The 13,926-nt window shown below is 59.4% G+C and carries 13 protein-coding genes; 4 read left to right on the forward strand and 9 right to left on the reverse strand.

The window, feature by feature from the left end:
- Positions 1 to 193: 193 nt before the first annotated feature.
- Positions 194 to 742 carry a helix-turn-helix domain-containing protein gene (locus HCK03_RS14650; RefSeq protein ID WP_115192873.1) on the reverse strand — a complete coding sequence of 183 codons (549 nt, stop codon included), beginning with the start codon at positions 740 to 742 and terminating at the stop codon, positions 194 to 196.
- Positions 743 to 1,054: 312 nt separating this feature from the next.
- Here HCK03_RS14650 and HCK03_RS14655 point away from each other — a divergent pair, with 312 nt between their 5' ends.
- The gene (locus HCK03_RS14655) at positions 1,055 to 2,221 is read left to right on the forward strand and encodes a benzoate/H(+) symporter BenE family transporter (RefSeq protein ID WP_167691806.1); all 1,167 of its coding nucleotides are present in this window, start codon (positions 1,055 to 1,057) and stop codon (positions 2,219 to 2,221) included.
- On the opposite strand, the gene HCK03_RS14660 is transcribed toward HCK03_RS14655, so the two are convergent.
- Entirely contained in the window at positions 2,201 to 3,067 is an 867-nt protein-coding gene (locus HCK03_RS14660; RefSeq protein WP_115192875.1) for a helix-turn-helix domain-containing protein, read from the reverse strand. The two genes, HCK03_RS14655 and HCK03_RS14660, sit on opposite strands and share 21 nt — an antisense overlap.
- 182 nt (positions 3,068 to 3,249) lie before the next feature.
- Here HCK03_RS14660 and HCK03_RS14665 point away from each other — a divergent pair, with 182 nt between their 5' ends.
- Positions 3,250 to 4,146, forward strand: a complete 897-nt coding sequence (locus tag HCK03_RS14665) for a DMT family transporter (RefSeq protein WP_041145341.1) — start codon at positions 3,250 to 3,252, stop codon at positions 4,144 to 4,146.
- An 85-nt stretch (positions 4,147 to 4,231) separates the two neighbouring features.
- On the opposite strand, the gene HCK03_RS14670 is transcribed toward HCK03_RS14665, so the two are convergent.
- Positions 4,232 to 4,900: a DUF3313 domain-containing protein gene (locus tag HCK03_RS14670; protein WP_141334527.1), complete on the reverse strand. Its 669-nt coding sequence runs from the start codon at positions 4,898 to 4,900 to the stop codon at positions 4,232 to 4,234.
- Positions 4,901 to 5,034: 134 nt separating this feature from the next.
- Positions 5,035 to 6,627 carry an ABC transporter substrate-binding protein gene (locus HCK03_RS14675; RefSeq protein WP_167691807.1) on the reverse strand — a complete coding sequence of 531 codons (1,593 nt, stop codon included), beginning with the start codon at positions 6,625 to 6,627 and terminating at the stop codon, positions 5,035 to 5,037.
- Positions 6,628 to 6,739: 112 nt separating this feature from the next.
- On the opposite strand from HCK03_RS14675, the gene pepT reads away from it, so the two are divergent.
- Positions 6,740 to 7,969 (forward strand): peptidase T, encoded by a 1,230-nt coding sequence (gene pepT / locus HCK03_RS14680; RefSeq protein ID WP_041145338.1) that lies wholly within the window; start codon positions 6,740 to 6,742, stop codon positions 7,967 to 7,969.
- Here the strand turns inward: pepT and tehB are convergent.
- The gene (gene tehB / locus HCK03_RS14685) at positions 7,966 to 8,562 is read right to left on the reverse strand and encodes a tellurite resistance methyltransferase TehB (RefSeq protein WP_148249812.1); all 597 of its coding nucleotides are present in this window, start codon (positions 8,560 to 8,562) and stop codon (positions 7,966 to 7,968) included. The genes pepT and tehB overlap by 4 nt on opposite strands.
- Before the next feature lie 2 nt (positions 8,563 to 8,564).
- A complete protein-coding gene (gene tehA / locus HCK03_RS14690) occupies positions 8,565 to 9,563 on the reverse strand; it encodes a dicarboxylate transporter/tellurite-resistance protein TehA (RefSeq protein ID WP_041145336.1) in 999 nt (332 codons plus the stop codon).
- A 111-nt stretch (positions 9,564 to 9,674) separates the two neighbouring features.
- Here tehA and ydcK point away from each other — a divergent pair, with 111 nt between their 5' ends.
- Entirely contained in the window at positions 9,675 to 10,661 is a 987-nt protein-coding gene (gene ydcK / locus HCK03_RS14695; RefSeq protein WP_167691808.1) for a YdcK family protein, read from the forward strand.
- Between the two features lies 1 nt (position 10,662).
- Here the strand turns inward: ydcK and rimL are convergent, their stop codons facing one another.
- The 3 genes from rimL to HCK03_RS14710 form a co-directional block, all read right to left on the reverse strand.
- Positions 10,663 to 11,235 carry a 50S ribosomal protein L7/L12-serine acetyltransferase gene (rimL, locus tag HCK03_RS14700; RefSeq protein WP_134525806.1) on the reverse strand — a complete coding sequence of 191 codons (573 nt, stop codon included), beginning with the start codon at positions 11,233 to 11,235 and terminating at the stop codon, positions 10,663 to 10,665.
- Positions 11,236 to 11,298: 63 nt separating this feature from the next.
- Positions 11,299 to 12,954 carry a glucan biosynthesis protein D gene (locus tag HCK03_RS14705; protein ID WP_167691809.1) on the reverse strand — a complete coding sequence of 552 codons (1,656 nt, stop codon included), beginning with the start codon at positions 12,952 to 12,954 and terminating at the stop codon, positions 11,299 to 11,301.
- A gap of 189 nt (positions 12,955 to 13,143) precedes the next feature.
- Positions 13,144 to 13,917 (reverse strand): transporter substrate-binding domain-containing protein, encoded by a 774-nt coding sequence (locus HCK03_RS14710; RefSeq protein WP_041145332.1) that lies wholly within the window; start codon positions 13,915 to 13,917, stop codon positions 13,144 to 13,146.
- Positions 13,918 to 13,926: the final 9 nt, after the last annotated feature.

Below are 13,926 nucleotides of genomic sequence, written 5' to 3' on the forward strand. Positions count from 1 at the left end.
ATTGTAGTCAGAAGTGGGCAGAGACCAAAACAATTTCCGCCGCCGCCGCGGGGTGAATTTTCAGATTCTGGCAAAGCATTGAAGGAAAAGCTATTTCCCAGCGAAAACGGCGCAGGGTAAAGTCACCGCGTATTCCGGATTTTCCTCGTCACGTTGTGGATTGTTTTTATCAGTCATCTTGATTGGCCGCCGGCTAACCCCCGGCGGCTTTTTCTTTGGGGTAGTGAATGAGCGAATGAAAATGGGCCGTCTGCGCGCCGCTGTTGCGATAGGCATGCGCCAGGTCGCCGGCAAAGCGCCGCCCTTCCCCCGCCTGCAGGGTCTGCCACTGCCCCTCAAGGCACAGCTCCAGCGCTCCGCTTATTACCACCACGTGCTCGATCACCCCTTTTTCATGCGGCGTTGACTCGCTGAGCGCGCCGGGAGCGAGGGTGATAGAAAAATGGTCAAAGCGCAGCTGCGGATCCCACGGGAAAACCGGCGTCACCACCATCGCCTGCTGCTGCGGGTCGAAGGCGGCCGGCGCGTCGTCGTCATCGGCGACGATAAACGTCGAGAAGGCCACGTTCAGCCCGGTGGCAATTTTCCACAGCGTCGCCACGGTCGGGCTGGATTCGTTGCGCTCAATCTGCCCGAGCATCGCCTTCGACACCCCGGTCTCCTCCGCCAGACGCGACAGGCTCCAGCCGCGCTGTTGGCGCAGCGTTTTCAGGGTTGCCGCAAGATGTTGCGCAATATTCATTCCACCTCCTGATTTTCTCAGCAGAAATTATACGCGTATTAATATGATTCTACAGGGCGTTTAATTGCGAAAAGCGCCGGCGGTACTCCCGTGAGCCCACGCCAAACTGCTGATTGGTTACCGGAAACATATCGCACAATCCTGAGAAGCGGATGAAATTAGCTGCTGGCAACATAGAGCAATCTGCTATCGCCGCCGGGAGTCGATAGCGATCACATTTCTGCAGCGGCAGGCGGAACAGATCGCCGCACTTGTGCGCTATAACGCACAGTGATACATTTCACCGGATGTTATAACGCACAAGAGGTTACCATGCGCTCGTTCTCCCTACCGCTGCCGACGCTGCTCGCCGGCTTTATCGCGGTGCTGGTTGGCTACGCCAGCTCTGCGGCCATTATCTGGCAAGCCGCCGCCGCCGCGGGGGCGGATGCCGGACAAATCGCCGGCTGGATGACGGCGCTGGGTTTGGGCATGGGGGTCAGCACCCTCGCGCTGACCCTGTGGCGTAAGGTGCCGATCCTCACCGCGTGGTCCACTCCCGGCGCGGCGCTGCTGGTCAGCGGGCTGCAGGGCGTAACGCTGGAGCAGGCGGTCGGGGTGTTTGTTTTCGCCAACGCCCTTATCGTGATCTGCGGGGTGACCGGCCTGTTTGCCCGCCTGATGAAGATCGTGCCCCACTCGCTGGCGGCGGCGATGCTGGCCGGGATATTGCTGCGTTTTGGCCTGCAGGCCTTCTCCAGCCTGCAGGGTAATCTGCTCCTCTGCGGCGGCATGCTCGGCGCCTGGCTTATCTGCAAGGCCCTGCTCCCGCGCTTCGCGGTCGTGGCCGCCCTGCTGGTGGGGGCCGCCATCGCCTGGGCCAGCGGCGAGGTGAGCGGTGAACACCTCAGCCTCTCTTTCGTTGCGCCGGCCTTTATCGCACCGCAGTTTACCCCCTCTCTGCTGCTCAGCGTCGGGCTGCCGTTTTTCCTCGTCACCATGGCGTCGCAAAACGCCCCCGGCTTCGCCACGCTGCAGGCCTCCGGCTATCCGGTGCCGGTGTCGCCGCTTATCGTGGCGACCGGCGGCCTGGCGCTGCTGCTGTCGCCGTTTGGCGTTTACTCCATCTGTATTGCCGCGATCACCGCCGCGATCTGTCAAAGTCCTGACGCCCATCCCGACCCTCAGCGCCGCTGGCTTGCGGCGGCGGCGGCCGGCGGTTTTTATCTTCTGGCGGGCATTTTTGGCGGTTCGATTACCGCACTGATGTCGGCCCTGCCGGTTGCATGGATCCAGATGCTCGCCGGGCTGGCGCTGCTGGGCACCCTCGGCGGGAGCCTGTTTCAGGCGCTGAATCATGAGAGCGAACGCGATGCGGCGGTGGTGGCCTTTCTGGTCACCGCCAGCGGGGTGACGCTGGCGGGCATTGGTTCCGCCTTCTGGGGGCTGCTACTGGGCGGGGTGAGCTACGCTCTGCTGTCAGCGCTGCGCCGCGCGTAGCTGCGACGGCGTCAGGCCGGTGGCGCCTTTGACGCGGTTGCTGAAATGGCTGGCGGAGCTGAAGCCGCAGGCCAGGGCGATATCGGTCAGCGAACGAGCGCTGTGGCAGATAAGCTCCTGCGCGCGGAGCATGCGCCGCTGCATGACGTACTGATGCGGCGCCATTTTCATCGACTGGCGGAACATGCGCGCGAAGTGATATTCGCTGAGCGCCGTTTCCTGGGCCAGGTCGGCCAGCGTCAGCGGCTGGTCAAGGTTCTCTTCAATCCACGCCAAAAGCGTGCGCAGAACGTGCGGCGCCAGGCCGCCGGTAACCGTTGGCAGGCGCCACTGGACGTTCGAATAGTGCTGGATAAGGTGGGTCAGCAGCAGCGTGCTGGCGGAGCTCAGGGTCAGCTGGTTGGCCTGCTGCTGCCAGTCGTAGTCGAGGAGAAACTGACGATAGACCGCGGTGATTTTATCATCCCGGGAAAAGGTCTGTTCCTGCAGGCTAAACGAGGCCGGGCTGCGGTCCCAGACCTGTTCCCCGACGCGTCGCAGATGCGCATCGGTGCAGTAAAGGTGGACAAAAGAGAGGTCGCCGCGGATATCCCAGGTACTCTCCGCCCCCTTTGGCATCAGGCAGAAACGATCCGGCCCGCCGCCGTTTTTCCAGCCCTGCGGCGTTTTCTGATAGCTTTCGTAACCGTCGGCAACGTACAGGCTCAGCGTATGGTGGTCGCTACGTACCGTCACCGTATCGAGGTTGTTGTACCACGCCGCCAGCTGAATGCCGGAGTTCAGCTCAACCGTTTCCCGCAGTACGGCTTTTTGTTGACGTAATGTTTCGAAAGTCCCGTAAGCCATAGCCTTCACAAATCAGATTCCGCAAACCCGTAGTCTATGAAGAGTCGACGGCGGATACCAGACCTCGCGGTCTCCTGAAGCAAAATAAGCGCAAGAATTTGCAAGTCAGCAACAAGATGGTGACAGCGGCGCGGGCCAAAAGCGGCCACACTGCCCGGGAGTGTTCTTACGGGAGAGATATTTTGAACGCATTACTCTATGGGCTGGTCGTCGTTATCTGGGGCACCACGTGGATTGCCATCTTTCTACAGCAGGGGCCGGTCGCCGCGCCGGTATCGATTTTTTGGCGCTTCGCCGTTGCCAGCCTCACCATGCTGGCGATCCTGCTGGTTACCCGCCGCCTGCGCCCGCTGGCGTGGCGCGATCATCTGTTCTGCGTCCTGCAGGGCTGCTGCGTGTTCTGCTTTAATTTCTGGTGCTTTTACACCGCAGCGGCGCATATCAACACCGGGCTGGAATCGGTGATTTTTTCTATGGCGGTGCTGTTTAACGCCATCAACGGCTTTATTTTCTTCCGCCAGCAGCCGCCGGGTCGTTTCTGGCTCGCCGCCGCGCTGGGCCTCGCCGGGATCGTGACGCTGTTCTGGGACGATCTGCTGCAAAACGGCCTGAACGCCTCGCTGCTGTGGGGCATTGGCCTTAGCGCGCTGGGAACCTACGGCTTTTCGCTGGGGAATATGCTCAGTATCCGCCACCAGCGCCGGGGTCTGGAAACGCTGACCACCAACAGCTGGGCGATGCTCTACGGAACTCTGGTGATGGGTGCCATCGCCCTGATACGCGGCGATGATTTTTCGCCCCAGTGGACGCTGAGCTACATGGGCGCGCTGCTCTATCTGGCCCTCTTCGGTTCCGTTATCGCCTTCGGCGCCTACTTCACGCTGGTCGGGCGAATCGGCGCCAGCAAGGCGGCCTATAGCACCCTGCTGTTCCCGCTGGTTGCGCTGACCATCTCGACCTTTTATGAAGGCTACGTCTGGCACGGCAATGCCATCGCCGGACTGGCGTTGATTCTGGTGGGTAATCTGGTGATGTTCGCCCGGCCGGAGCAGTTTTTCCTGCGCCGCAGGCTGGCGTAAACGGCGGTCGCTATCCGCGCTTCCCGGCGGCGCGATACCGCCGGGAAGACGATGGTTCGCGCCGTCGGCGGACGGCGCGGCGGGCTTATCTCTGCGTCGAGTCGAATTTCACCGCGTCGATAGCCATGTCGTCGATAACCTGCTTCAGGGTATCAATGGTCATCGGCGTATTTTCGTTGGCCAGGTTTTTCCCCTCACCTTTACGCACCACTTTGATCACCGGCTTGTTGGTGGCAGCATCAATCAGCTCCCCTTCAAAGTAGAGGCTGGTATCCATCGTACGGTGCCCGGTTGCCATTTCGGTCCCCGCAACCACCATCGCCACCGGCACCACTTCATAGAACTGCAGACCCTCTTTGCTGGAGTCCACGCCGGTGATCGCGCCGCGGAAGATCAGGCTGCGCGGGCCTGCAGTGGTCGCCAGCGGTTTACGCTCGGCAATCGCCTGCTTCATCTGCTTATTGGTGTAGTTAAGGATATCGCTCAGCGCTTTGGCCCCAACCTGGGTGGAGGGTTTCGGGATCGGGTAATAGGTGATTGGGTTGTAGACCACGTTATCGTAGTTTTTCGGATTGTAATCCGGGGAGATCCAGCGCAGTTCCGGTTTACCGGACGCCGAGGTGGTCTCTTTTAATTTGGAATAATCTTTTAAAAACCCTGAATACCGATCGGGTTGGGCAATTTTAGCCGCACAGCCGGTTAAGGCTAACAGACCAGCAAGAGCGGCAGCTTTAAATATAAAATGAGTACGCATGATGAATCCCTGTAAATGCAGTTGTCGGCAAGGTTTATAGCAAAATAGCAGAATAAGTGTTGTGACAAAAAGGGTGAAATGCCAGAGGCTGAGAAAAATAAATCCGCCACGGTGGGCGGATTGAGATAAGCGCTTTATTTTATATCAACCTGATAAAAAATATGCTTGCCAAACGGGTCAATCTCGTAGCCGGAGACATCTTTACGCACCGGTTCAAAAATAGTCGAGTGGGCAATCATGACCGCCGGCATTTGATCGTGCATCATCTGCTGGGCCTGTATGTAGAGCGCCTCGCGCTGCGGACGATCGCTTATCGCTTTCGCCTCGCTAATCAGCTTATCGAACGGCGGATAGCACCACTTCGCCGAGTTGGAGCCGCCGTTGGCCGACTGGCAGGTAAACAGCGGGCCGAAGAAGTTATCCGGATCGCCGGTTGCGGTCGTCCAGCCCATCAGGGCCGCCTGATGCTCGCCGTCTTTGACGCGCTTGAGGTATTCACCCCACTCGTAGGTCGTGATTTTGGTCTGTACGCCAATTTTCGCCCAGTCCGCCTGAATCATCTCCGCCATGCGCTTAGCGTTGGGGTTATACGGGCGCTGGACCGGCATCGCCCACAGGTCGATGGTCATGCCGTTGGCCATCCCCGCTTCCTGCAGCAGCGCCTTCGCCTTCTGCGGGTCATAGTCATAATCTTTCAGCTCGGCGTCCGCGCTCCAGACCCCCGGCGGCAGCAGATTTTTCGCCGCCGTCCCGGTGCCGTGGAATACGGCTTCGATGATTGCCGGTTTATTAATCGCCAGCGCCAGCGCCTGGCGCACTTTGACATTATTCAGCGGCGGCTTTTGGGTATTGAACGCCAGAAATCCGGTATTCAGACCCGCCTTACTGAGCAAATTAATATTGTTATTTTCCTTCATTCTCGGCAAATCCGCCGGGTTAGGGAACGGCATAACCTGGCACTCGTTCTTTTCCAGTTTGGCATAACGCACCGACGCGTCCGGGGTGATGCTAAATATCAGGCGGTCAAGCTTCGCCTTGCCCTGCCAATATTCCGGGAAGGCAGTATAAAGAATGCGCGAATCTTTTTGGTACTGGGCGAGCTTAAACGGCCCGGTGCCGATCGGATCGTTGTCGACGCGCTCAGGGGTTCCCGCTTTAAGCATCGCATCCGCGTACTCCGCCGACAGAATCGAGGCGAAATACCAGCCGAGATCGGCGACAAACGGCGCTTCCGGATGGGCTAAGGTAAAGCGCACCGTATATTCATCAGGCTTATCAATTGCGGTGATCAGCTGACCAAATTCGAGGCTTTCGAAATTGGAATAGTTGCCGTTGGAGACGTTGTGGTAAGGATGCTGCGGATCCTTTTGCCGCATAAAGGAGAAGATAACGTCATCGGCATTAAAATCCCGCGTGGGGGTAAAGTACTTGTTGCTTTGAAACTTCACGCCCTTGCGCAAATGGAAGGTGTAGGTTTTACCATCCTCGCTGACCTCCCAGCTTTCGGCGAGGCTCGGCTGCAGCTCGGTGGTGCCAACCTTAAAGTCCACCAGCCGGTTATAGACCGGAACCGCGCTGGCATCGACGCTGGTACCGGAGGTGTAGAGTTGAGGATTGAAGTTCTCCGGCGATCCTTCGGAGCAGTAAACCAGCGTTTTGCCCGCAACGGTGGAACTGACCGTCAGAGCGGCGAATGCCAGGGCAAGCGTTGTGAGTTTGCGTTGCATCAGGTTTCCTTTTTAATTTGTCAGCTAATGAATAGCTTGTTGTTTTCTTATCCATACATAACACTAAAGCCTGATTGCAAACACCTGAAAAAATAATAAATAAGGAACGTCTATGTCATCTCCACTCGCCGAACGGCTCACCCAGCGCTTCTTCCGCTATCTCGCGATTAGCAGCCAAAGCGACCCTCGCGCCACCACGCTGCCAACCACCCCAGGGCAGCACGAGATGGCGCGCGAACTGGCGCAGGAGCTGCGTCAGCTGGGACTGGACGATATCGAAATTGACGAGCATGCGACCGTCACCGCGGTGAAGAGAGGCAACGTTCCCGGGGCGCCGCGGATCGGCTTTATCACCCATATCGATACCGTCGACGTCGGGCTATCGCCGGACATCCACCCGCAGATCCTGCGCTTTAATGGTGAAGACCTGTGCCTGAATGCGCAAAAAGAGATCTGGCTACGGGTTGCCGAACACCCGGAGATCCTCGCCTATCCCGGAGAGGAGATTATTTTCAGCGACGGCACCAGCGTACTGGGGGCCGATAATAAGTCGGCGGTGACGGTGGTGATGACGGTGCTGGAAAGCCTGACCCCGGAGCATCGCCACGGCGATATCGTGGTGGCCTTTGTCCCGGATGAGGAAGTCGGCCTGCGCGGCGCGAAGGCGCTCGACCTGAGCCGTTTCGCCGTCGATTTCGCGTGGACCATCGACTGCTGCGAGCTGGGGGAGATTGTCTATGAGAACTTCAACGCCGCGGCGGCGGAAATCCGCTTTACCGGCGTCACCGCGCATCCGATGTCGGCGAAGGGCGTGCTGGTCAACCCCCTGCTGATGGCCACCGAGTACATCAGCCACTTCGATCGCCAGCAGACCCCCGAACACACCGCCGGACGCGAAGGCTACGTGTGGTTTAACGGCATTCAGGGGGACCAGAGCAGCACCCTGCTGCAGGCCAGCATTCGCGATTTCGACCTCGACGGCTTTAACCGCCGCAAGCAGCAGATTGGCGAGGTGGCGGCTAAAATCGCCGCGCGCTACCCAACGGCAAAAGTTGACTATCAGGTGAGCGATACCTACAGCAATATCAGCAACGCGATCGGCGAGGACCGCCGGGCCATCGACCTGCTGTTTACCGCGATGGAGAGCCTTGGGATTACGCCCAAACCGACGCCAATGCGCGGCGGCACCGACGGCGCGGCGCTATCGGCAAAAGGCCTGCTGACGCCAAACTTCTTTACCGGCGCGCATAACTTCCACTCAAAGTTCGAGTTTCTGCCGCTGCGCGCCTTTGAGGCCTCTTACCACACCGCGTTCGCGCTCTGCCTGCTGGCGGCGCGCTAGTCCGCCTTACGCGCCAGCATGGTGGCGAAGCGCAGCTTGATACGATGACCGTTGGCGTCGGTGCGGTGCAGCTCACCGACCTCTTCGTTGTACTTGAGGAACGTCCAGCCGGCGTAGTAGCTACGCAGCTCTTCCGGCTTAAAGGCAAACGGGAAGCCAACGGTGCACGGATAGTCTTCGGTATCCATCGCCGCCACGATCAGGTTATAGCCGCCCGGTTTAGTGCAGCGCTGCATGTTGGCGATAAGGCCGGGGATGGTTTTCGCTTCGAGAAACATCATCACCACGGTGGAGAGAATAAAATCGTACTCCCCGTCAAAGCTCAGCGTATTGAGGTCCTTGATTGCCGACTGCAGGTTAGCAATCCCCTCCTGCGCGCGAATCGACTCCAGATTATCGATGCTCGCCGGATTTTTATCCCAGGCGGTAACGTCATAGCCGTTGGCCGCCAGATAGAGGCTGTTGCGCCCGTTTCCGCAGCCGAGATCGAGGGTTTTGCCCGGCTGCATCAGCGTCGCGGCGTGGACCACTTCGGAGTGGGTGCGGGTCATACCATATTTTTCAGTAAAGTAGTTTTCGTCACGGATAGTCATGCTTAATCCTTATTTTTTAACAGAGTGGCGCGCTCGACGCGGATCAGCAGCTTACCGCGCACCAGCAGCAGGAAAGTGCGAATCAACAGCAGCCCGATAATCAGATTGGTAAAGACGAACAGCGGGATCGCCAAAAAGTGGAAAAAACCGTTCGGCTGGCTATGGCCAAGATGCAGCCCGGTCGTCGCCAGCGCCGAGATGCCGAACGAGAAGCTCCAGAATGAGGCGTTGAACGGCTGCTGCAGATACCACGGCATCAGCCGCAGCATAAACAGCAGCTGCAGCAGGCCGTAGCCGAACAGCAGCTTAGCGAAGGTGTCCGCCTCCCCGCCGTTGACGCTCAGCCAGGCGCTGCAGGCCACCAGCGCGGGCGCCAGCTGAATGCCCAGCGAGGTGCGCAGCGCGGCAGGCAGCTCGCCGTCGCTGCGCAGCCGCTGCAGAATAACCGGCTCCAGGCTCAGCCAGGAGAAAATCCCGGCGCCAAGGAACACCAGTCCGGCATCGTTAAAGCCCAGCGCGCCGCAGGCCATGGCACTGATGAAGTTATTGGCGACCGTCGGCAGATAGAGACCCGGCGTCGTCGCGTCGCTGGGGTGATTGCCGCGCCACAGCCCGGCGCTTTGCCAGGCCGAATAGGCGAGCTGCAGCGCCACGCCGATGATAAACAGGCCCAGCGAGAGCGGACGACACCACGGCACGAAGCCGATGGAGACCAGCATGGTGGTTGCCGGAAACAGGCTGACGAAGCTGCCGGCAACCGGGTGGCGCATCTCCTGGCGAACGCTCCACGGAAAGCGGATCGCGCGGGTGATAAACGCGATGGCCAGCAGCGCCCATATCGTGGCCGCCAGCACCACCAGGCCATCGCCAACGCGGCGGCTTACCGGCCAAATGGTGCTGGCATAGCGCCAGGCAAAGCCCATACCGATAATGCCCAGCACCATGCCAAAATAGCCCGCGGGTAGATTCAGCACCCGTTGCCCCGACTGTTGTTTATTCATTTTATTTAATTTTTCAATTTATCTTTAAGGTGCATTTTAAAAGAACCTTCAAAAACGCGCTACGGAGATTTTTGCTATGTTTATGTTAACCAAAAGTAAAGGGAGCCGCAGATGAACAAATATTGCCTGGGCGCGCAGGTTCGCCAGTTTCACTATCACGAGGACGGGGTTAAACATAGCGTAAATCTGCGGCAAATTGTGGCCTTACGTGATTTCGCCGACGTCAAAGCGGGCAGCGAAGGCGGCTGGCTGGACGACGAGGCCGCCCTGAGCCAGGAGGGTGAGTGCTGGATTGACGATGCCAACAGCGCCGTTTTCGCCGGGGCGCGGGTTGAAGGCAACGCGCGGCTCAGCGGCACCTGCACCGTCAGCCATTACGCGATTATCGGCGGCAACGCCCGGCTGGAGCGCGCCGACGTCAGCCACCACGCCCATATTAGTGACAACGTCACCGTTATCGATTCGCAGGTGCGCGGCCGCTGTCGGCTGGCCGACGAGGCGCAGATCCTCCCTCGCTGCCTGGTTATCGCCGCCCAGGGTCTTACCGACGACGGCGACAAAATCCTGCAAATTTACCAGCGGGCTACGGTCAGCGCCTCGCGGATCGTCCATCAGGCGCAAATTTACGGCGACGCCTTTGTCGAGCGGGCCTTCGTTGAGCATCGGGCGGAGATTTTTGACCACGCCCGGCTGGAGGGCAACGAGATTAACGACGTCTGGGTTTGCGATAATGCGCGGGTATATGACCACGCGCGGCTGATCGCCGGGCGCGAAGAGGATGCCATCCCGACCCTGCGCTACAGCTCTCAGGTCGCGGAAAATGCCGTGGTGGAGGGCAACTGTCTGCTTAAACATCGGGTGATGGTCGGCGGTCACGCCCGGCTCTGCGGCGGCCCCATCCTGCTGGATGACGAGGTGTTAATTCAGGGCCACGCCCGCATCAGCGGCGACGTGGTGATCGAACATCAGGTGGAAATTACCGATGACGCGCTGATTGAAGCCCTTAACGGGGAGGCCATTCACCTGCGCGGCCGCAAGCTTATCAACGGCGCGGGCCATATTACCCGCACGCCGCTGGCCGGCTTTCTGTCACCGTGAATCACTCCTCGCCGACGCGATAGTCGATAATCCGCCCGTAGATATTCTGGTCGTCATAGGCGCCGTTGAGATACTCCGCCTGCTGCAGGCAGCCTTCGAGGGTAAAGCCATTGCGCAGCGCCACCTGGTTACTTTTGTGGTTGGCAACCCGGCACTTAATCACAAAGCGGCGAACGATACCGCTGCGCGCGTAGTGGTCGATAAAGGCCTGCAGCGCCTGCGAGAGCAGCCCCTGGCCCTGGTGGCTTTCGTCAATCCAGTAGCCGATATAGGCCGTTTTGTTGATCGGTTCAATCTGGTTAAACGACAGGACGCCAACCATTTCATCCTGCAGGAACAGCAGGAACATTTTGGCGTAGCCGCGCTGATGGAGCATGACGTTGCCCTGCACGTGGCGTCGGGTTTCATCTTCACCGCTCACCGCCGCCGGCCAGCTCAGGGAGTTCTGCAGCCAGCGCTGGTTTTTTTCCACCAGCCGGTGCAGGACGGTGACGTAGCGTTCATCAACGGCGCGCAGCACCAGCCCGTCGTTAACGACGATCTCTTCCGCTGCGGGGGTATTTTCTGTGGTCATAGCACTCTCTCACTACGCGCAGGCCGACCCGGGCGCATTCGTCCAGGTCGGCCTGCCGGGCGGTTACTTCATCACCCGGTCATCGACGTAGCGACGCTCGTCTGCGGCCGGTGGGAAATACTGATACAGCCAGGTTTCGCTGATCGCATCGCCCTGACAGCGCAGGAACATGCGCATCTCTACCGGGTCGGTGGAGTCGTTAGTCGGGTACCAGTCAAAGAGGATCCGGTAGCCGTCAAAGGGTTCAACGTAGAGGATCTCTACCTGCTTCGCCTCACCGCTGGAGAGGGTGATCACCGGCTCGATGCCTCTCGGCGCCGCGGCCTTCAGGTCGCCGCCGACAAAATCAATCGCAAAGCGGCGGGCCCACTTGTCCGGATAGTGCTCGCCAGGCGCCCAGCCTTCCGGGAAGCCGCCCATACCGGTGCGGGTTGCCAGCACGCGGGCCAGCGGTGAACGGACCGGCGGCTGCGCGCTCCAGTAGAGGCGGTAGCTGAAGTCCAGCTCATCCCCCGCCTTGATCGCTTTTTCCGGCTGCCAGAAGCAGACGATATTATCCAGCGTCTCGCCGGTGGTCGGGATCTCCATCAGGCTGACCGCGCCCTTGCCCCACTGGTTACGCGGCTCGACCCACAGGCTTGGGCGCTTGTTGTACCAGCCCATAATGTCCTGATAGTGCGAGAAATCGCGGTCGAGCTGCAGCAGGCCAAAACCGCGCGGGTTTTTGTCCTGGAAGGCGTTGAACTGCAGCTTCTGCGGGTTATTCAGCGGACGACACACCCACTCGCCGTTGCCGCGCCACATGGCGAGACGATCGGAGTCGTGAATTTGCGGGTGGATGGTATCGCAGGTCCGGCGCTCGTTGTTGCCGCAGCTGAACATGCTGGTCATCGGCGCGATGCCGAGCTGCTTGATGTCCTTGCGGGCGTAGATGTGATTTTCCACATCCATGATCACCTGCGTCTCCTGGCAGTTGATGACAAACTTGTAGGCGCCGGTCACGCTCGGGCTGTCGAGCAGCGCGTAGACGGTAAAGATGGTGGCGCCCGGCTTGACGGTTTCAAACCAGAACGAGGTAAAGTCCGGGAACTCTTCCGGCGTGTCGGTAAAGGTATCCACCGCCAGGCCGCGGGCGGAGAGCCCGTACTGGTAAGTGCTGTCCACCGCGCGGAAGTAGCTCGCGCCGAGGAACGCCACGATATCGCGACGCGCCAGCTCCGGCGCTTTGAAGGCGCGGAACCCGGCGAAGCCGAGGTCGGTCTGCCCGACCAGCTGTTTGGTGTCTACGCCGGCATCGTTGTAGTTAAACAGCTCCGGGCGGAAGTGAATTTCACGCGCCTGCTGGCTCTGCGTATCCAGCGAGAACATACGCACCCGGCGACGAAAGCCCATGCCGACGTGGAAGAACTGGATATCCAGCTTGCGATCTTCGATATTGTTCCACAGCGAGTGCCCGGCATCGTACTGAATGCTGTTATAGGCCTGCGGGGTCAGATTCGCCAGCGTCGGCGGCAGGTCGCGCGGAGCGCCGCCCCAGGGCTGACGGGAGAGATCGTGGGCCATCCCTTGTAACACGGAGAAGTCAAAGCGGCGCGTCAGCCCATCGGCAATGCCTGATTCTTCAGCAAGCGCGGCTTTTGAGAAAAGAGAGGCGACTCCTGACGTTCCGCATACGGCGGCAACTGCCATGGAAGATTTAAGAAAACGTCTGCGGTTCATGCCTGAGAAAGCGTCCTTCTGTTGTGCCAATTGGGAGGCAACGCGACAAACAGATGCGTCGTGAATTTCGCTCACTCTAGACAAAAACGATTAATAATCCAATTGTTGGCGACAGAAAAAGCGTGAAAAAAATATGTCCACCGGACCAGACCTAATTCCCCGCCGGAGAAACCGGCGGAGAATGAGGCATTATTTGACGCTCACGTCGATGCCCGGGAAGTATTTCGCCGCCAGCCGGGTGATGGTGCCGTCGGCGCGCACTTTATCAATCGCCGCATCAAGCTGTTTTTTCGTCGCTTCATCGCCCTTGCGCAGACCGTAGCCAATCCCGCTGCCGAGGATGGTATCGTCAGCCACCGGCTTGCCGATAAAGCCAAAACCTTTGCCCTGCGGCTTGCTGAGGAAACCGGCCTGCCCGGCGGCGGACATCACCAGCGAAGCGTCGATGCGCCCGTTGAGCAGATCGGCCCACGCCATATTCTGATCTTTATAGGAGACCACGCTGACGCCGTGCTTCTCCCAGTGCTCTTTGGCGTAGGTCTCCTGAATCGAGCCCTGCAGCACGCCGATGGTTTTCCCCTTCAGCCCTTCCGGAGTCGCCTGCATACCGCTGTCGGCTTTACCGACCAGCTGTGACGGAATGCGGTAGATAGGCTGGGTAAAGTCGATGCTCTTGCGCCGCTGCTCGGTAATGTTCATCGCCGAGTTAATGGCGTCGAATTTCTTCGCCACCAGCCCCGGGATCAGCGCATCAAACGAGGTCTCCACCCAGCTGCACTTGAGCTGAGCGGCCTGGCAAATCGCCATCCCCAGATCGATATCGAAGCCTTCCAGCTCCCCGGCCGAATTACGGCTTTCGAACGGCGGGTATTCCGCTTCCACGCCGTAGCGTAATTCGCTGGCGGCGAGCGAAGAGAAGGTGCAAATCATCCCCAAAGCGAGGGTAAAGGCTTTTATTTTCATCGTGTGGCT

The sequence above is a fragment of the Klebsiella terrigena genome, assembly GCF_012029655.1.
Classification (GTDB): domain Bacteria; phylum Pseudomonadota; class Gammaproteobacteria; order Enterobacterales; family Enterobacteriaceae; genus Klebsiella; species Klebsiella terrigena.